The 17,197-nt window shown below is 73.0% G+C and carries 12 protein-coding genes and 2 tRNA genes; 9 read left to right on the top strand and 5 right to left on the bottom strand.

Annotation, left to right across the window (positions count from 1 at the left end; translation table 11 throughout):
* Positions 1-41 precede the first annotated feature (41 nt).
* Positions 42-3,956, bottom strand: coding sequence for a PAS domain-containing protein (locus ABZ622_RS06865; RefSeq protein WP_360541122.1), 3,915 nt, complete (start codon positions 3,954-3,956; stop codon positions 42-44).
* A 277-nt stretch (positions 3,957-4,233) separates the two neighbouring features.
* Positions 4,234-4,689, bottom strand: coding sequence for an SSI family serine proteinase inhibitor (locus tag ABZ622_RS06860; RefSeq protein ID WP_360541120.1), 456 nt, complete (start codon positions 4,687-4,689; stop codon positions 4,234-4,236).
* Between the two features lie 229 nt (positions 4,690-4,918).
* Here ABZ622_RS06860 and ABZ622_RS06855 point away from each other — a divergent pair.
* A tRNA-Ser gene (locus ABZ622_RS06855) sits at positions 4,919-5,009 on the top strand.
* 86 nt (positions 5,010-5,095) lie between these two features.
* Here the strand turns inward: ABZ622_RS06855 and ABZ622_RS06850 are convergent.
* Positions 5,096-6,490, bottom strand: a complete 1,395-nt coding sequence (locus tag ABZ622_RS06850; RefSeq protein ID WP_360541118.1) for a hypothetical protein — start codon at positions 6,488-6,490, stop codon at positions 5,096-5,098.
* A gap of 656 nt (positions 6,491-7,146) precedes the next feature.
* Here ABZ622_RS06850 and ABZ622_RS06845 point away from each other — a divergent pair.
* Positions 7,147-7,219: transfer RNA gene (locus ABZ622_RS06845), tRNA-Arg, on the top strand.
* 139 nt (positions 7,220-7,358) lie between these two features.
* Here ABZ622_RS06845 and ABZ622_RS06840 read toward each other — a convergent pair.
* Complete coding sequence (locus ABZ622_RS06840; RefSeq protein WP_360541116.1) at positions 7,359-7,883, bottom strand: DUF6790 family protein; 525 nt, start codon at positions 7,881-7,883, stop codon at positions 7,359-7,361.
* Positions 7,884-7,938: 55 nt separating this feature from the next.
* On the opposite strand from ABZ622_RS06840, the gene ABZ622_RS06835 reads away from it, so the two are divergent.
* The 7 genes from ABZ622_RS06835 to ABZ622_RS06805 all read left to right on the top strand — a co-directional run bounded on the left by ABZ622_RS06835 (position 7,939) and on the right by ABZ622_RS06805 (position 16,286).
* Positions 7,939-8,358: a MarR family transcriptional regulator gene (locus ABZ622_RS06835; RefSeq protein WP_360541114.1), complete on the top strand. Its 420-nt coding sequence runs from the start codon at positions 7,939-7,941 to the stop codon at positions 8,356-8,358.
* Positions 8,359-8,394: 36 nt separating this feature from the next.
* Positions 8,395-9,276 (top strand): DUF2797 domain-containing protein, encoded by an 882-nt coding sequence (locus tag ABZ622_RS06830; protein ID WP_360541637.1) that lies wholly within the window; start codon positions 8,395-8,397, stop codon positions 9,274-9,276.
* A gap of 47 nt (positions 9,277-9,323) precedes the next feature.
* The gene (locus ABZ622_RS06825) at positions 9,324-10,211 is read left to right on the top strand and encodes an amidohydrolase family protein (protein WP_360541112.1); all 888 of its coding nucleotides are present in this window, start codon (positions 9,324-9,326) and stop codon (positions 10,209-10,211) included.
* An 85-nt stretch (positions 10,212-10,296) separates the two neighbouring features.
* Complete coding sequence (locus tag ABZ622_RS06820) at positions 10,297-11,037, top strand: response regulator transcription factor (protein ID WP_124719978.1); 741 nt, start codon at positions 10,297-10,299, stop codon at positions 11,035-11,037.
* Positions 11,030-12,628 carry a HAMP domain-containing sensor histidine kinase gene (locus tag ABZ622_RS06815; protein WP_360541109.1) on the top strand — a complete coding sequence of 533 codons (1,599 nt, stop codon included), beginning with the start codon at positions 11,030-11,032 and terminating at the stop codon, positions 12,626-12,628. The genes ABZ622_RS06820 and ABZ622_RS06815 overlap by 8 nt, the downstream gene beginning before the upstream one ends.
* 74 nt (positions 12,629-12,702) lie before the next feature.
* The gene (locus ABZ622_RS06810) at positions 12,703-14,049 is read left to right on the top strand and encodes a bifunctional glycosyltransferase family 2/GtrA family protein (protein WP_360541107.1); all 1,347 of its coding nucleotides are present in this window, start codon (positions 12,703-12,705) and stop codon (positions 14,047-14,049) included.
* A complete protein-coding gene (locus ABZ622_RS06805) occupies positions 14,046-16,286 on the top strand; it encodes a glycosyltransferase family 39 protein (protein WP_360541105.1) in 2,241 nt (746 codons plus the stop codon). Before ABZ622_RS06810 ends, ABZ622_RS06805 begins: the two co-directional genes overlap by 4 nt.
* An 11-nt stretch (positions 16,287-16,297) precedes the next feature.
* Here the strand turns inward: ABZ622_RS06805 and ABZ622_RS06800 are convergent, their stop codons facing one another.
* Complete coding sequence (locus ABZ622_RS06800; RefSeq protein WP_360541103.1) at positions 16,298-17,155, bottom strand: endonuclease/exonuclease/phosphatase family protein; 858 nt, start codon at positions 17,153-17,155, stop codon at positions 16,298-16,300.
* Positions 17,156-17,197: the final 42 nt, after the last annotated feature.

The following is a 17,197-nucleotide window of genomic DNA, read 5'->3' as shown; positions in this document are numbered from 1 at the left end:
TACGGGAGACTCCCGTACCGCCCTCGTCCCGTACCGGTGCCTCAGTTCGTACCGATCTTCGCGAGCAGGTCGACGATGCGTGCCTGGACCTCTTCGCTCGTGGACCGCTCGGCCAGGAAGAGCACGGTCTCGCCCGAGCTGAGCTTCGGCAGCTCCGGCCCGTGCATGTCGGCGGAGGTGTAGACGACCAGCGGGGTCCGGTTCAACTGACCGTTGGCGCGCAGCCAGTCGACGATGCCGGCCCGGCGGCGGCGCACCTGCATCAGGTCCATCACCACGAGGTTGGGCCGCATCCGGGTGGCGAGCGACACCGCCTCGCTGTCCGTGGAGGCCCGCGCCACCTGCATGCCGCGGCGCTCCAGGGTCTCCGTCAGCGCCAGCGCGATCTCCTCGTGCTCCTCGATCAACAGCACCCGGGGCGGATGCTGTTCGCTGTCGCGCGGGGCGAGCGCCTTGAGGAGCACGGCGGGGTCGGCACCGTACGCCGCCTCCCGCGAGGCCTGTCCCAGGCCCGCCGTCACCAGCACCGGCACCTCGGCCGCCACCGCCGCCTGCCGCAGCGACTGGAGGGCCTTGCGGGTGATCGGGCCGGTCAGCGGATCGACGAACAGCGCGGCGGGGAACGCCGCGATCTGGGCGTCGACCTCCTCGCGCGAGTGCACGATCACCGGCCGGTAGCCGCGGTCGCTCAGCGCCTGCTGGGTGGAGACATCGGGCGCGGGCCAGACGAGCAGCCGGCGCGGGTTGTCCAGCGGCTCCGGGGGCAGCTCGTCGTCGACGGGCTGCGGCGAGGGGCGGTTGGCGACCTCGACCGCGCCGCCCGGACCGTCCAGCGGCTCCGGCCCCTCGGCGCCCTCGTCGGGGGCCCCTATCGCGTACGAACGCCCTTCGGCCTCCGGGTCGGAGCGCAGCGGGCCCTGCGCGGGGACGGACGGGGACGGGGCCGACGCGGCGGCCTGCGGGGTGCGCTCGCCCTCCGGCGGCGCCGCGAGCTTGCGGCGCCGTCCGGCACCGCCGAGCGTCTGGTTCTGCTGGTGCGCGATGTGCTGGGCGAACGGCACGCCCTGCCCGAGCGTCCGCACGCTGAACGCGCGTCCCTGCGTGGAGTCCGACGACCCGCCGGGCATCGGAGCCTCCGCGGGCAGCGGCCGGCTACGCGCGTCCGTCAGGGGCGCGATGCTCCGCGCGTGGCCTTCCGCGCTCTCCGGGCCCTCCATGCTCTCCGGCCCTTCCGCGCTCTCTGCCGCGGCAGTCGCGACGGCCGTGGTGCCCGTGGCGTGCGTGGTCTGTCCGACCGCGAGCGGCTCCGCATCCTCGGCGGGCAGGTCTTCGGGCTGCTCGGGCTGCCCGGCCTGTTGCGGGACCTCGGGGTGGCGGGCCCGGCGACGGCCGGTCGGTACCGGATGCGGCTGGGGCGGTGTGTGGTCGTCGTCCGGTGCGATGCGTACGGCGTCATGGCGTCCCGGCAGCGAGGCGTCCGCGTCCGCGTCGGCGGCCGGGGCCGGGGACCGGTCGGCCTCCGCGGGCGGCAGCGCGAACGCGGTACGGGGCCCCGCGGGCTCGGCCTGGGCGGCCCGCTCCTGGGTGGCCGCCAGCGCCCGCCGGGCCCGCCGCCCGGTCGGCTGGGACGCCTGCGCCGGTACGGGCGAAGCGCCGGCCGAGCCGGAATCCGGAGCCGGGGCTTGGGCCGGTGCCGGAACGTGGGCCGAATCCGAAGCGGAGGCGGGCAGAGCCAGCTGGTTCTGCCCCTGGCCCTGGTTCCGGCTCTCGGCACCCTGACGCGCGCGGTGTCCGCCCGCGGGCACCGGCACGCCCTGCGGCGGCACGGTCTGGCCGAGCTGCGGCCGGCTGTTGCCGCCGCCGCCCTGCGCGCCTTCCGCCGCCGTCACCACGGCACCTTCGGACGGCGCGGGCAGCGCCAACGCCTGCCCGGCACCCTGCTCGGGAGACCCGGGAGATTCGAGGGACTCGGCAGACGGAGCCGGCCCGGGCACCGGGGACGGCTGCTGCGCACCGGTCTCGGCCGGGCTCGGCCGGCCCCGCCTGCGCCCCGAACCCTCGCTGCGCGCGCTCTCCGCGATCTGGGCCGCGTCCGGCACCACGGGCTCACGGCGCGCCCGCCGCCGCCCGGTCGGCTCGGCCGCGGCCGTGTCGCCGTCCGCCTCCGCGCCCGCCCCGGAACCGCCCACCGGGCTCTCCAGGAACGCGTCCGTGGACGCCCGCCGCGCGCGTCGCCGCCCGCCGCCCGTCTGCTGCCCGGTCTCCGGCCCGCCCCGGTCGGCCACCGGCTCGGCCTCCGGCTCCGGCGCGGGCGCCGTCACCGTCCCCGAACCGGCCCCCAACGGCACTTCGAGCACATACGCGCTGCCGCTCATCCCCGGCACCTCGTGCGTCTGGAGCACACCGCCGTGGGCCCGCACGATCCCGCGCACGATCGGCTCGTGCACCGGGTCTCCCCCGGCGAACGGTCCGCGCACCTCGATCCGTACGACCTCGCCGCGCTGCGCCGCCGCGACGACGACCGTGGAGTCGACGTACCCGCCACCGGGCACCACCCGGGCCTTGCCGGTGGAGTCGACCCCGGCCACATCCGCGACCAGGTGGGCGAGCGCGGTCACCAGCCGGGCCGCGTCCACCTCGGCCTCGATCGGCGGCGCGTGCACGGCGAACTGGGCGCGCCCGGGACCGATCAGCTCGACGGACGCGTCGATACCGGCCGTCACGACCGAGTCGAGCAGCACGTTCGCCTTGACCAGCTTCTCGGAGCCGGCGTCCAGGCGCTGATAGCCGAGGACGTTGTCGACGAGGGTGGTCATCCGGGCGTAGCCCGCCGCCAGATGGTGCAGGATCTGGTTGGCCTCGGGCCACAGCTGCCCCGCCGGGTCGGCGGCGAGCGTGGAGAGTTCGCCGCGCAGTTCCTCCAGCGGGCCGCGCAGCGATTCGCCGAGCACGGCGGTGAGCTGGGTGTGCCGGTCGGTCAGCGCCGTCAGCCGGTCGGCCTGCGCCTCCAGCTCGGCCGCGTACCGCTCGGTCCGGTCGGCCAGCTCCGAGCTGTGGCGCTCCGTCAGCTCGGCGACCTCGGCGGTGTGGCTGTCGGTCAGTTCGGCGAGCTCGGCCCGGTGCTGCTCGCCGAGCTCCTCGTACGGCCTGCGGTCGGTGAACGTCATGACGGCGCCGACCAGCTGGTCGCCGTCCCGGACCGGCGCGGTGGTCAGGTCGACCGGGACCTGCGCGCCGCTCTTGGACCACAGGACCTGGCCGCGCACCCGGTGCTTGCGCCCGGACCTGAGGGTGTCGGCGAGCGGCGACTCCTCGTACGGGAACGGCTCGCCCTCCGCCCGTGAGTGCAGGATCAGCGGATGCAGCTCCTGGCCGCCCAGGTCGCTGGCGCGGAAACCGAGGATCTGCGCGGCGGCGGGGTTGACCAGGACGACCCGGCCATCGGTGTCCGTGCCGACGACGCCCTCGGCCGCGGCCCGCAGGATCATCTCGGTCTGCCGCTGCGAACGGGCCAGTTCGGCCTCGGTGTCCACGGTGCCCGACAGATCCCGTACGACGAGCATCAGCAGCTCGTCGCCCGTGTAGCTGCCGCTGTAGGTGCTCTGGAAGTCGTTGTACGCGGCCTGCCCGTCCTCCAGGCTGGCGCTGGTGACCTCGACCGGGTACTCGGTGCCGTCGGTGCGCCGGGCGGTCATCCGGGTCGGCTTCGTACGGCTGCGGTCGCCGGCGGTGTCGGCCCGGCGCATCGAGCCCGGGATCAGCTTGGAGTCGAACTCGGGCAGCAGGTCCAGCAGCCCGCGCCCGACGAGCGCGGTGCCCGGCGTCTCGAACATCTCCAGCGCGATCGTGTTGGCGTTGACGACCGTGCCGTTGCAGTTGACGAGCAGCAGCCCGTCGGGGAGTGCATCGAGTATGGCTGCGAGGCGAGCAGCGCCTCGGGATGGCCTGCTGCTCACGACGACGCTTCCTCCCTGGTTACCGCACCTTGCCGACAGCGGGCCCCATCTTGCCCCTCGGGCCGCGGGCTGTCACTGGAGGAGTCTAAAGGCAGCGAAGCGGCGAGGGGCTGCGGATGAGGGGGAGCTCTCACCAAGGTTCTGTGCATACGGTGTACGACTCCGCCCCGTCATGTGCCGTCGATGTGCCCCGGCCGGGGCACGATCCCCTGCTCACGGGGTACGCGGGGTTCGCCCGGACGCACCCCGGCCACCGGTCCGAGCCGACCCGGCCCGGTCATCGGACGTTGGGGAGCACCGGGGTCAGATTGTTCCAGCGGGAGATCTCGCAGCCGTTGGTCCGGCTGAAGAGCGAGTCGATGTGCCGCCCCTGCCAGGTTCCGGTGACCCGGGCGGTGGCCGGACCCCCGGACTGAAGGGTGCACAGCGTGTCCGCGGGCACCGGGGCGAACGGGTCCTTCCTCCCGCCCGCCAGCTCGTCCAGCCGGCCGCAGGCCCGCTCCGCCACCGGGTGGCTGCCGCCCGCCGGCGCGCACCGCAGCTCGAAGGTCCCCTCGGCCGCGGAGTCCGCCGAGCCCGAGACGGTGATCGTCAGCCGGGTACCGGCGTCGTCCTGGAGCACGGGCAGCGGCAGCGGCAGGGGGAGGGGGCCGGTGGCCGCGGTCGCGGCCGGGGCGACGGCGGACAGCGCGGCGAGGGAGGTGACGGCGGTGAGGGCGAGGCGGCGCAACATTGCGGGCTCCTGTGCTCGTGCACTGCGGCGGGAGTGCCGGTGGAACGGAGGGAATAACGGGAGGGCGGCGCCTCCGACATCACTAACGCTCCGCACGCCACGGCGTTGCGCACCGCAGGCGCTTTGCCCTCGTGCCCGACTGCCTAGTACCGTAGGCATCGATTGGTGACGCACCGCTCAGTTGTGTCATCATCTGCACGCACCACTCGCGCTCGCGCGGGGTGTGCATGGAGGCGTCGCCTAGTCCGGTCTATGGCGCCGCACTGCTAATGCGGTTTGGGTCTTAAAGCCCATCGAGGGTTCAAATCCCTCCGCCTCCGCTCTCTGACCAGGGAGTTCAGCCCGTTTCGGCTGAACTCCCTGAGTCGTTTCCGGAGCCGTTGCGGCGATCTGCGGCAGCCCCCGGCTACTTCCGGGTGGCGCAGGGGTCGCAGCAGGAGGGGGCCGGCTCGACGCAGATGGTGACGGCGTCGGTGTTGTTGCCGGTGTCGGGATCCTTTTCGTTGGCGGTGGCCGTGGCGGTGTTGACGACGGAGCCGGTCCGGGTGGCCTTGGCCCGCAGCACGAGGGTGGCCCCGGAGCCGTCGGCCAGGGTGCCCACGGCCCACCGTCCGGTGGCCGGGTCGTAGCTGCCGGGGCCGTCGGCGGACAGGAAGGCGAGACCGTCCGGGAGCCGGTCGGTGACGGTGACGCCGGTGGCCCGGTTCGGGCCTGCGTTGTGGACGGTGACGCGGTAGGTCACGGTCTGGCCGACGGTGACGGTGGTCGCGTCGGCCGCCTTGGCCACGGCCAGGTCGGCGGCCGGATTGACCTGTGTGACCTGCTCGTTGGAGGTGGCCGTCAGTGGCTCCGGGGTGTCGCCGAGGCGGTTCTCGTAGGAGGCGGTGGCGGTGTTCCTGAGCTGCTGCCCGCCGGCGGCCCGGTCGATGGTGACCCGGTACTCGGCGGTGGTTCCCGCAGGCAGGGTCTCGGTATTGGGCAGGCTGCCGCCTGCCCCGGTGGTGGTGTTGCCGAGGGCGAAGACCACCTTGTCGCCCTGGGTGTCGTAGTACGCCTGGTCTTCGGCCCGCGCGTCGGTCTTCGGCCCGGCGTTCGGGCCGTCGACGATGCGCAGGGAACCGGGCAGATACGTCGTGCCCTGCGGGACGACGTCGGTCAGGACGAGGTTCTCGGCCGCGCCGCCGCCCTCGTTCCTGGCGCTGACGCGGTAGGTGATGACGTCGCCCACCTCCAGCGGCCCCGTGGGCGCGGCGGTCTTGGTGAGCACCACATGGGGGGCGGTGCCGAAGAAGATGCCGTCCAGGAAGTTGCCGATGCTCTGGTTGCCGCCGGCGGCGGAGACGGACCGGAAGGCGAACCGCGTCAGCGTCTGCCCCGCCGGGACGGTGTAGGTGCCGGTGTAGTGGCCCCAGGCGGTGGTGGCGTCGGTGAAGCGTCTCTGCTGGACCGTGGCGCCGGGCGCGCCGATGTCCAGGGCCATGGTGTCGTCCCCCTGGCGGCCCCGGTGGTACAGCCGCCAGTACAGCTTCGTGCCGGGCGTGGTGGGCAGGTCCTGATAGAGCGTGGAGACCTGATTGGCGTTGAGCTCGGCGAACTGGGCGCCGTCGGCCGCCGGCACTCCGTTGAAGCCGGTGTGCCACAGCTCGATCATGTGGTCGGTGGCGGTGGTGAGCCAGCCCGGGACCCGCTTGGGCGCCTGCGTCTGTGAGGAGTCCGGCAGGATCTCCACACCGGAGACGACGGGCTGTTCGAAGCTGCCGTTGGCCAGGGTGACCCGGAGCGGAGCAGGAGGTGTGGACATGGTTCTTCCCCTCGGGTCGGCGCTGCTGGAACGCACCGCCGTCCGGCCGCACAACTGCGCGCCGCCGTCCGGCCGCACAACTGCGCGCCGCCGCGGAGCCGGTGCACCCACTAGCGCAGTGCATCCGGTTGATCGCGTAAAGCGAGGAGCGGGGTGGTTCGGTCAACCCGGGCGCGGCAGGTTTGCGGAACCCGCCCCCGGACGGCTTCCGCCGTCCCGTCCCCCGCGCCGCCGTCGCCGCGCCGCTCCCGTCGCACCCGCCACCCGGCTCCCTCACGCCCGCGCCGTCATGGCCAAAAGCCCGCGCTGCGCCCGGTGCGCCCACCCCTGCTCAGGGTGAATCGGCCACCGGCGAAGTTGACGCTTCCGGCGCCGCGGCGGCGACCGCGTGAACGTCCATGGAGAGAGGGGCCGCTGACCCGCGCCCCGGCGCCCGGCCCGCCGACGCGGGGCTCCGGCCGCATACGGACCCGTCCCGTCCGCCGCCTCGGGGAAGGCACGGCCCCACGGGGCGCGGCGCCCCGCCCGAACAACCGCCGAACACGGTGTTTCCGCAGGTCGGGGCAGGTGTGGCTAATGGATTTCGCGCTACGGCACAGGTCATGTAATGTTGTTCTCGCAACGCCGACCGGGGAGAAAAAAACCGGGAAGCGCAAGCACTCGTAGCTTAACGGATAGAGCATCTGACTACGGATCAGAAGGTTGCAGGTTCGAATCCTGCCGAGTGCACAACAGTTCAGAGGCCCTGTGGATCAGTCCACAGGGCCTCTTGCTTTGTCTTCAAGGCCTCTGGCTCTGCCTTCAGGGCCCGAGCTTTCAGGGTCGAGCCTTCAGGGCTGGTGTGAACAGCCCTGCCGGGGCGAGCTGGTCAGGCGGCGATGCCCGCGGCCGGCCGGGGCGTGGCCTCCAGGTGACGGGACCGCACGGCCAGGATGATCATGACTGCCGGGATCAGGAGGTCGTTGACGAGGACCCCGCCGGTGTTGCCGGGGGCGTGGTCACCGTTGGCGAACCACTGGTGGACGTGGCCGGCCAGGGCTCCCCAGAGGAACATTCCGCCGCCGAGTCCGATGGTGATGCGCTCGCGCGCGGATGCCGAGGCGGCCCGGAAGCCCATGACGGCCAGCCCGAGGTTGGCGAAGGCGATCTCGAACATGAAGGGCGTCCGGTCGAAGCCGATCGCGGTGGCCATGACGTCCGGGAAGGCCAGGAACGCGACCGTCATCCACAGGCTGCCGCAGCCGAAGGCGCCGATGGCCCACCAGCGCTGCCAGGTTTCCAGTGCCTGCTGGGGGGACCGGGCGTGGCGCGTCCGCACGAAGGCGCCGATGGCCGGCACCAGGATCCAGACCAGAGGGAACGCGGACTGGGCGAGATACGGGAAGGTGTCCATGCCTCAGTCTTACCTAGTTAATATTAACCAGTCAACGATTAGGTATAGTGGTGGTGTGGATGATGGACTCGCAGACCTGCTGCACCGTGTGGTCATGCTGCTGGGCGAGGCGACCCGGCAGCGCACCGACGACCCCGGCGGCTTGACCTACAGCCAGATCCGGCTTCTGGGCACGCTGGAGGACATCGAGCCGACGACGCAGCATCGGCTGGCGCAGGCGTTGTCGGTGTCGGACCCGGCGATCAGCCGGGCGCTACGACCACTCGAAGCGGGTGGCCTGGTGCAGATCACCATCGATCCCGAACACGCGCGGCGGCGGCTGGTTCGCCTCACCGAGGCCGGCCGGAAAGCCTTCCACGCCACCGGAAAGCCGCTCTACGACGAGCTCCGCGCCGGGCTCGTCGCGGCCGGGTTCCCCTACGAGCGCTACCTCCAGGACACCCTTCGGCTGGCCGAGTTCCTCGCATCCGACTGAGGGTGCCTCTATGTGTCGAGGGCGATGGTGGTGACCATGGGGTGGCAGTGCACCGGGCTGCGGTGGCCCGACGCGCAGGGGCCGCCCGTGCTGGGCTGGCGGCGGGGCGGGGCCGTACGGGGGAGTGCGCCGGCCTACGGGACGGAGCTCGGCTTCCGGGCCGAGGGCGCGCGCGGGTGTGTCGGGGCGCGCGGGAATGTGTGTCCGGTGGGGGCCGAGGTGTCGGGGCGTAGCACGGGGGCGCGGTGCCCGGAGTGCGCGCGGCTGGACCGGGCGCATTCGGTGGCCGCCGACACGATCGCCGACGACCCGAGGACGTACCGGGTGTATCTCGCCTGGTTCGGGCCGGGGATGGTGAAGGTCGGGATCACCGCCGAGCAGCGGGAAGCGGCGCGGCTGCGTGAGCAGGGGGCCGTGGTGTTCAGCTGGCTGGGGCGGGGGCCGCTGATGGCGTGCCGGCGGACCGAGGAGCTGCTGCGGTCGGCGCTCGGGGTGCCGGACCGGATTCCGTACGCGAGGAAGCGGGCCGTGCGCGGGGCGCTGCCGGGGGCGGCGGAGCGCCGGGCCGAGGTGGCGGAGCTGTACGGGCGGGCCGTGGCGCTGGAAGGGGCCGGGTGGCCGGAATCGCTGGAGCGGCTGCCGTTCGAGGCGGTCGATCACGCCGGGGTGTTCGGGCTCGACGGCGCGGCCGAGCCGGCGTGGGCCGTCACCGAGTTGGTGGCCGGGGGCGCTGTCGCGGGGCGGCTGGTGGCGGCGGCCGGGCCCGATCTGCATCTGGCGACGGCGACGGACGGGGTCGTGGTGCTGGACACCCGGCTGATGACCGGGTGGGAGCTGGTGGCGGCGGACCCGCGGGCCGGGGTGGGGGTGCCGGTGGCGGACCTCGGGGGCGGTGGCGTGCAGGGCGGGCTGTTCTGAGATCGTCGGAGACGTCCGGACGGTGAGGACGGTGAGAGGGGCACGGGATGAGCGGAACGAGTGGTGACGCCGACGACGTCGTACGGTTCTGGCAGCGGCTGGGGCTGCCCGGGATCATCGATGTCCATACCCACTTCATGCCGGAACGGGTGCTCAGCAAGGTCTGGGCGTACTTCGACTCGGCGGGGCCGCTGACCGGCATGGAGTGGCCGATCGCCTACCGGCACGACGAGGACGAACGCCTCGCGCTGCTGCGTTCGTTCGGCGTGCTCCGCTTCACCTCGATGCTCTACCCGCACAAGGCGGGGATGGCCGCCTGGCTGAACGGCTGGGCGGCCGACTTCGCCCGCCGGGCGCCGGACTGTCTGCACACCGCGACGTTCTTCCCGGAGGAGGGCGTGGAGCGGTATGTGCGCGAGGCCGTCGAGGCGGGGGCGCGGGTCTTCAAGTCGCACGTCCAGGTGGGCGCGTACGACGCCAATGACCCGCTGCTCGATCCGGTGTGGGGGCTGCTCGCGGAGGCCGGGATCCCGGTGGTGATGCACTGCGGCTCGGGGCCGGCGCCCGGCAAGCACACGGGCCCGGAGCCGGTCGGCCGGCTGCTCGCCCGGCATCCTCGCCTGCCGCTGATCGTGGCGCACATGGGGATGCCGGAGTACGCGGAGTTCCTGGCGCTCGCGGAGGCGTACCCGCAGGTGCGGCTCGACACGACGATGGCGTTCACGGACTTCACGGAGGACTTCAGCCCGTTCCCGCCGGACGGACGGGGGCGGCTCGCGGCGCTCGGGGACCGGATCCTGCTGGGCACGGACTTCCCGAACATCCCGTACCCGTACGCCCATCAACTGCACGCGCTGGAACGGCTGGAGCTGGGGGACGACTGGCTGCGGGCGGTCTGTCACGGGAACGCGAGCGACTTGTTCGGCGTGGACTGACCGCCGTCGCCGGGCCGGCCCCTTTCTCAGGGAATTCACAGAAACGGGTAAGGGCCCTTTCACGGGAGCCGCACAGGTTTGGGGCATGACGACGACGACCTCGCCCCAGGGGCGTACCGAACTGCTGAGGGCGGACCGCACCCCCGTCCGTGTGCTGGTGGTGGACGACGAGGCCCCCCTCGCCGAGCTGTTGTCCATGGCCCTGCGCTACGAGGGCTGGGAGGTGCGCAGCGCCGGGGACGGTGCCGGGGCCGTCCGGATGGCGCGCACCTTCCGGCCCGACGTGGTGATCCTCGATGTGATGCTGCCCGACACGGACGGGTTCGCCGTGCTCGGCAGGCTGCGGCGGGAGCTCGCCGAGGTGCCCGTACTCTTCCTGACCGCGCGCGACGCGGTGGAGGACCGGATCGCCGGGCTCACGGCGGGCGGCGACGACTACGTCACCAAGCCGTTCAGCCTGGAGGAGGTCGTGGCGCGGCTGCGCGGGCTGATCCGGCGCTCGGGCACGGCGGCGGTGCGCAGCGAGTCGACGCTCGTGGTCGGCGATCTGATGCTCGACGAGGACAGCCACGAGGTCAGCCGGGGCGGTACGTCCATCCACCTCACCGCGACCGAGTTCGAGCTGCTGCGCTTCCTGATGCGCAATCCGCGCCGGGTGCTGAGCAAGGCGCAGATCCTCGACCGGGTGTGGAACTACGACTTCGGCGGGCAGGCGAACGTCGTCGAGCTGTACATCTCGTATCTGCGCAAGAAGATCGACGCCGGACGCTCATCGATGATCCACACCCGGCGTGGGGCGGGATATCTCATCAAGCCCGGTGAGTAGGCGCGCCCGCGGGTGGCGGGGGCCGTGGACGCTGCGGACCCGGCTGGTGGTCTCGGCGGTCACGCTGATCGCCGTCGTCGCCGCGGTGATCGGGACGGTCACCACCATCGCCTTCCACAGCTACATGTACGGCAAGCTCGACGACCAGCTGCACAGCGTCGCCATGCGGGCCGCGAAGCCGCCCGGCGGGGGCCCGATGCCCGGCGGCGGTGTGCCGCAGAGCCTCGGCCCGCTGGCCTTCGTCGACTCCCGCGGACTGCCCGTCGGTGCCTTCGGGGCGGTACTGGAGGACGGCTCGGTCACCGAGTCGCGCGTGGTCGTGGCGAGCACCACCACGCCGGGGCCCGGCTCCGAGGACAGCGGGCAGCCGATGACCGCCGCCCAGAGCAGGGCGCTGGCGGCGGCCGGAGTCACCGCCGGGAGCGGGGCGAAGAGCGTGGACCTGCCGGGGCTCGGGTCCAACCGGGTCGAGGCGGTCACCGATCCGCACGGCGTCACCGTCCTGGTCGGGCTGCCCGCCGCCGAGGTGGGCTCCGCGCTCACCACGCTGATCCTCGTCGAGGTCTGCGTCACCTGTGCCGGGCTGATCGCGGCCGGGATCGCGGGCGCCGCCATGGTCGGCGTCGCCCTGCGGCCGCTGCGCCGGGTCGCCGCGACCGCGACCAGGGTCTCCGAACTCCCGCTGCACAGCGGCGAGGTGGCCCTGCTGGAACGGGTACCGCAGGCCCAGGCCGATCCGCGTACCGAGGTCGGCCAGGTGGGCGCGGCGCTCAACCGGATGCTGGGGCACGTCGGTTCGGCGCTGGAGGCCCGGCAGGAGAGCGAGACGCGGGTACGCCAGTTCGTCGCGGACGCCAGCCATGAGCTGCGCACCCCGCTCGCCTCGATCCGCGGATACGCCGAACTGACCAGGCGCGGCCGCGAGGAGACCGGCCCCGACACCCGGCACGCCCTGGGGCGGATCGAGTCCGAGGCGGAGCGGATGACGGGCATGGTGGAGGATCTGCTGCTGCTCGCCCGGCTGGACGCCGGACGCCCGCTCGGCCTGGAGAGCACCGACCTCTCCCCGGTCGTCGTCGACGCGCTGAGCGATGCCCGCGCCGCCGGCCGGAGCGGCCACCACTGGCGCCTGGAACTGCCGGACGAGCCCGCGACCGTGCACGGCGATCCGACCCGGCTCCACCAGGTGCTGGTCAACCTGCTGGCGAACGCCCGTACCCACACTCCGCCCGGCACCACCGTCACGGTCCGGGTGCGGTGCGCGGCCGGCCGGCCGTGGGTGATGCTGGAGGTCCAGGACGACGGGCCCGGCATTCCGCCGGAGCTGCTGCCGCACGTCTTCGAGCGGTTCGCCCGCGGTGACGCCTCGCGCTCCCGCAACGCGGGCTCCACCGGGCTCGGGCTCGCCATCGTGCAGGCCGTCGTCGCCGCGCACGGCGGCCGGGCCGAGGTGGACTCGGTGCCGGGACGCACGGTGTTCGCCGTCCATCTGCCTGCGGAGGCGGGGGCCGGAACGAGCTCGGAGCAGGGTGGTCCGTACACGCGGCAGGACGTTCCGTGCTCGCAGCAGACCGGTCCGTACGCACAGTAGACCGGTCCGTACTCACAGCGGAGGGACAGGCTCAGCACACCGGCGTGACAGCGGGGCTGGCGAGTGTCGGTCGCATGCGAACCGACACTCCTTGGGGCACCCTGCCGGCCCGGGACCACCTCCTCGCCGCAGCGGTCGACGCGGCGGGTGCACCCGTACTCGATGTGGTGGTACCCGTCTACAACGAGGAGAAGGACCTCGAACCGTGCGTGCTGCGTCTGCACGACCATCTGGCGCGCACCTTCCCGTACAGCTTCCGGATCACCGTCGCGGACAACGCCAGCACCGACCGGACGCCGGAGGTGGCGGCCCGGCTCGCGGCGGCGCTGCCCCGGGTGCGGTCGTACCGGCTGGAGGAGAAGGGCCGGGGACGGGCGCTGCGCACCGTCTGGTCGCATTCGGACGCGCCGGTCCTGGCCTACATGGACGTCGATCTGTCCACCGGCCTCAACGCGCTGCTGCCGCTGGTCGCCCCGCTGATCTCGGGCCACTCCGACCTGGCCATCGGCTCCCGGCTGAGCCGTGGTTCGCGGGTGGTGCGGGGGTCGAAGCGGGAGTTCATCTCGCGCGCCTACAACCTCGTTCTCCGCTCGTCGCTGGCCGCCCGGTTCAGCGACGCGCAGTGCGGGTTCAAGGCCATCCGGCGCGATGTCGCGGAGCGGCTGCTGCCGATGGTGGAGGACTCGGGGTGGTTCTTCGACACCGAGCTGCTGGTGCTCGCCGAGCGTGCCGGGCTGCGCATCCACGAGGTGCCGGTCGACTGGGTCGACGACCCCGACTCCACCGTCCACATCGTGCGGACGGCGACCGAGGACCTGAAGGGCGTGTGGCGGGTGGGGCGGGCGCTGGCGGTCGGCGCACTGCCGCTGGACCGGCTGGCCCGGCCCTTCGGGGACGATCCGCGCGACCGCGCGCTGAGCGGGGTGCCGGGCGGACTGGCCCGTCAGCTCGTCGGGTTCTGCGTCGTCGGCGCCCTCTCCACGCTCGTCTACCTCGCCCTGTACTCACTGTTCCGGCTGGGCGTCGGCCCGCAGCTCGCCAACGGCGGTGCGCTGCTGGTGTCGGCCGTCGCCAACACGGCGGCCAACCGGAGGCTCACCTTCGGCGTACGGGGCCGGGGCGGAGCCGTCCGCCATCAGGCGCAGGGCCTGGTCGTCTTCGCCATCGGCCTCGCGCTGACCAGCGGCTCACTGGGCGCGCTGGGGGCGGCGTCCGGATCCCCGTCGCACGGCACGGAGCTCGCCGTACTGATCGCGGCCAACCTCGCGGCGACCGTGCTGCGGTTCCTGCTCTTCCGCGCCTGGGTCTTCCCGGACCGGGCGGACCGGAGCCGCGAGGCGTACGAGGACGGCCCGGCCGCGGCGGCCCCTTCGGCCGGGCACGCCGATGACACTCACCACGAACTGGGGAACGCCCGATGACCACGCTGCATCCCGACCACCTTCCGGCCCCGCCGGGCCCGCCGGCACCTGCGCCGGCCACCGCACCGGCCCATGGACGCCCGGACAGTTCCCCGGCGCACCGCGTCCGGCGCGGCAGGCCGGAGGACCCGCGCTGGGCACGGCCGGCGTTCCTCGTGCTGCTGCTGGTCATCGCGGGCGCGTACCTGTGGAACCTCGGCGCCTCCGGCTACGCCAACTCCTTCTACTCCGCCGCCGCGCAGGCGGGCAGCCGGAGCTGGAAGGCCTTCTTCTTCGGTTCGCTGGACGCGGCCAACGCCATCACCGTCGACAAGCCCCCGGCTTCCCTCTGGCCGATGGCCCTGTCGGTGCGTGTCCTCGGCCTCAACTCCTGGGCGATCCTGCTCCCGCAGGTGCTGATGGGGGTGGCCACGGCCGGGGTGCTGTACGCGGGCGTACGCCGCCGCTTCAACGCCGTCGCCGGGCTGATCGCGATGGTGGTGTTCGCGCTCACTCCGGTGGCCGCGCTGATGTTCCGCTTCAACAACCCGGACGCGCTGCTGGCGCTGCTGATGACCGTCACGGTCTACTGCGTGCTGCGCGCGCTGGAGCGCGGCCGCACCAAGTGGCTGGTGTGGGCGGGCGTCGCGGTCGGGTTCGCGTTCCTGGCGAAGACCCTCCAGGCCTTCCTGATCCTGCCGCCGCTGGCCGTGCTGTACGCGCTGTGCGCGCCGGTTCCGGTACGCCGACGGCTCGGCCAGCTCGGGCTCTCGGCCCTCGTGATGGTCGTCGCGGGCGGCTGGTGGGTCGCGATCGTCGAACTGTGGCCCGCCTCGTCCCGCCCGTACATCGGCGGCTCGCAGAACAACTCCTTCCTTGAACTGACCTTCGGCTACAACGGCCTGGGCCGGATCAACGGCGACGAGACCGGCAGCGTCGGCGGCGGGGGAGGTCCGGGCGGCGGGTCCGGCGGCCAGTGGGGCGAGACCGGCATCGGCCGGATGTTCAACTCCGAGATCGGCGGCCAGATCTCCTGGCTGCTGCCCGCCGCGCTGATCCTGCTGGTCGCGGGCGTCTGGCTGACCTGGCGGGCGAAGCGGACCGACACGGCCCGTGCGGCGTTCCTCGCCTGGGGCGGCTCGCTGCTGATGACGGCGGTCGTCTTCAGTTTCATGGCCGGCATCTTCCACCAGTACTACACGGTCGCCCTCGCCCCGTACCTCGCGGCGCTGATCGGCATGGGCGCCACGGTCCTCTGGGAGGAGCGGTCCCGCTGGTGGGCGGGTGCCGTGCTCGGCGGCACGGTCGCCGTGACGGCGTACTGGTCGTACGTGCTGCTGGCCCGGACCACCGACTACCTGCCGTGGCTGCGCACGGCCGTGCTCGTCGCCGGGACCGCCGGCGGGCTGGGACTGCTGCTCATGTCCCGGACGGGGCGCCGGGTGGCGCTCGTCGCCGTGGGGCTGGGCTTCGCCGCGTCGCTGGCCGGGCCGACCGCGTACGCCGTGAGCACGCTGAACACCGGGCACCAGGGCTCGATCGTCACGGCCGGGCCGTCCGGTGGTGGCATGGGCGGTCCGGGGGGCGGTGGCCGCGGTGGTCCGGGCGGCGGGATGCGATTCCCGGGGCAGGGCAACCAGCAAGGCATCCCGCAAGGCGGCCAACAGGGCAATCAGCAGGGCAATCAGCAGGGCGGAGGCATGGGCCGGCCCCCGACCGGTACCCCGCCCGGCCAGGGTCAAGGCCAGGGCCAAGGCCAGGCGAACGGTCGGCCCGGCACCTCGCAGAACGGGCAGCAGCCCGGCGCCATGCCCGGCATGGGCATGGGCATGGGCGAGGGCTTCGGAGGAGGCGGCGGAGGCGGAGGCGGCGGCATGGGCGGACTGCTCAATGGCGCGTCCGTCGGCACCGAGGCCAAGAAGCTCCTGGAGAAGAACGCCGGGGACTACACCTGGGCCGCCGCGGCCATCGGCTCGCAGAACGCCGCCAGCTACCAACTCGCCACCGGCGACCCGGTGATGGCGATCGGCGGCTTCAACGGGAGCGACCCGTCCCCGACGCTCGCCCAGTTCAAGCAGTACGTCGAGGACGGCCGGATCCACTACTTCATCTCCGGCGGCATGGGCGGGGGCGGCGGCATGGGCGGCGGCAACGGCACCTCCTCGCAGATCTCTTCCTGGGTGGAGGAGAACTTCAAGGAGGTCACGGCCGGCAGCGCCACCTTCTACGACCTGACCCAGCCGAAGAAGAGCGGCTGAGGGCCCGGGGCTCAGCGCCGCAGCAACAGGTCCGCGACAACAGGGCGGTGGTCCGAGGCGAGCGTCTCGGCCACCGCCGCGTCGCGTACCCGCACGGTGTCCTTCGACACCGCCACGTAGTCGATCCGCTGCACCGGGTCCTGCGCCGGGTACGTGGGACCGCCGGGCTCCACGTCGTCGAGCTCCTGCCACAGCGGGGCGAGTTCGGGTGCGGCCGGCGCCGCGTTGAAGTCGCCGAGCAGGACCTGACGCACCGGCCGCCGCTCCGACTCCTGGTCCTCGGCCATGATCCGGCGGGTGTCGGCGACCTGGGCGATCCGGACGGACGGGTCGCCGCGGTAGTCGAGGTGCGTCGCGTACACGTGCACGGGCAGTCCCTTCACCCGCACCACCACCTCACCGAAGCCGGGCGCGGGCGCCGGCACCGGGTTCGGGTCCTGGGTGGAGAGCCGGGTGATGTCGTGGTTCTCGGCGCTCACGATCGGATACCGGGACAGCACCGCGACGCCGAACTCCCGCTTCGGCGTGCCAGGCGTCACCGGGTCGAGGCGGTAGATCGGGGCGAACGACACCTGCATTCCCAGCCGTTCGGCCAGCTCACCGGCCAGGTCGCGCCACTGGCTGCGGTCGCCCCAGTGGACGTCGACCTCCTGGAGCCCGATCACATCGGCGTCCAGCGAGCGCAGCTCGGCGGCCTGCCGGTCGAGATCGAAGACGTTGTCCGTGCCGGCGCCCGCATGGATGTTGTACGTGGCCACGCGCAGCGGCACCGAGTGCCCCTGCCCTGCCGCCGCTGCGGGCGGCGCGAGGGCGGTCACCGACAGCCCTGCCGCGACGAGCACTTCCACCGTACGACGACGCAGTGACATACCACTCCAGCCCTTGTCGGATCAGCGGCGAGCACGGTACCG

It is taken from the genome of Streptomyces sp. NPDC007164 (assembly GCF_040634135.1).
Classification (GTDB): domain Bacteria; phylum Actinomycetota; class Actinomycetes; order Streptomycetales; family Streptomycetaceae; genus Streptomyces; species Streptomyces sanglieri.
This window is presented reverse-complemented; position numbering and strand designations above follow the sequence as displayed.

Coding starts and splice junctions, on each gene's coding strand:
- ABZ622_RS06860 (WP_360541120.1), bottom strand. CDS start 4,689: ATGTTGCGCCGCCTCGCCCTCACCGCCGTCACCTCCCTCGCCGCGCTG.
- ABZ622_RS06825 (WP_360541112.1), top strand. CDS start 9,324: ATGAGCGGAACGAGTGGTGACGCCGACGACGTCGTACGGTTCTGGCAG.
- ABZ622_RS06850 (WP_360541118.1), bottom strand. CDS start 6,490: ATGTCCACACCTCCTGCTCCGCTCCGGGTCACCCTGGCCAACGGCAGC.
- ABZ622_RS06820 (WP_124719978.1), top strand. CDS start 10,297: ATGACGACGACGACCTCGCCCCAGGGGCGTACCGAACTGCTGAGGGCG.
- ABZ622_RS06800 (WP_360541103.1), bottom strand. CDS start 17,155: ATGTCACTGCGTCGTCGTACGGTGGAAGTGCTCGTCGCGGCAGGGCTG.
- ABZ622_RS06810 (WP_360541107.1), top strand. CDS start 12,703: ATGCGAACCGACACTCCTTGGGGCACCCTGCCGGCCCGGGACCACCTC.
- ABZ622_RS06830 (WP_360541637.1), top strand. CDS start 8,395: ATGGGGTGGCAGTGCACCGGGCTGCGGTGGCCCGACGCGCAGGGGCCG.
- ABZ622_RS06840 (WP_360541116.1), bottom strand. CDS start 7,883: ATGGACACCTTCCCGTATCTCGCCCAGTCCGCGTTCCCTCTGGTCTGG.
- ABZ622_RS06805 (WP_360541105.1), top strand. CDS start 14,046: ATGACCACGCTGCATCCCGACCACCTTCCGGCCCCGCCGGGCCCGCCG.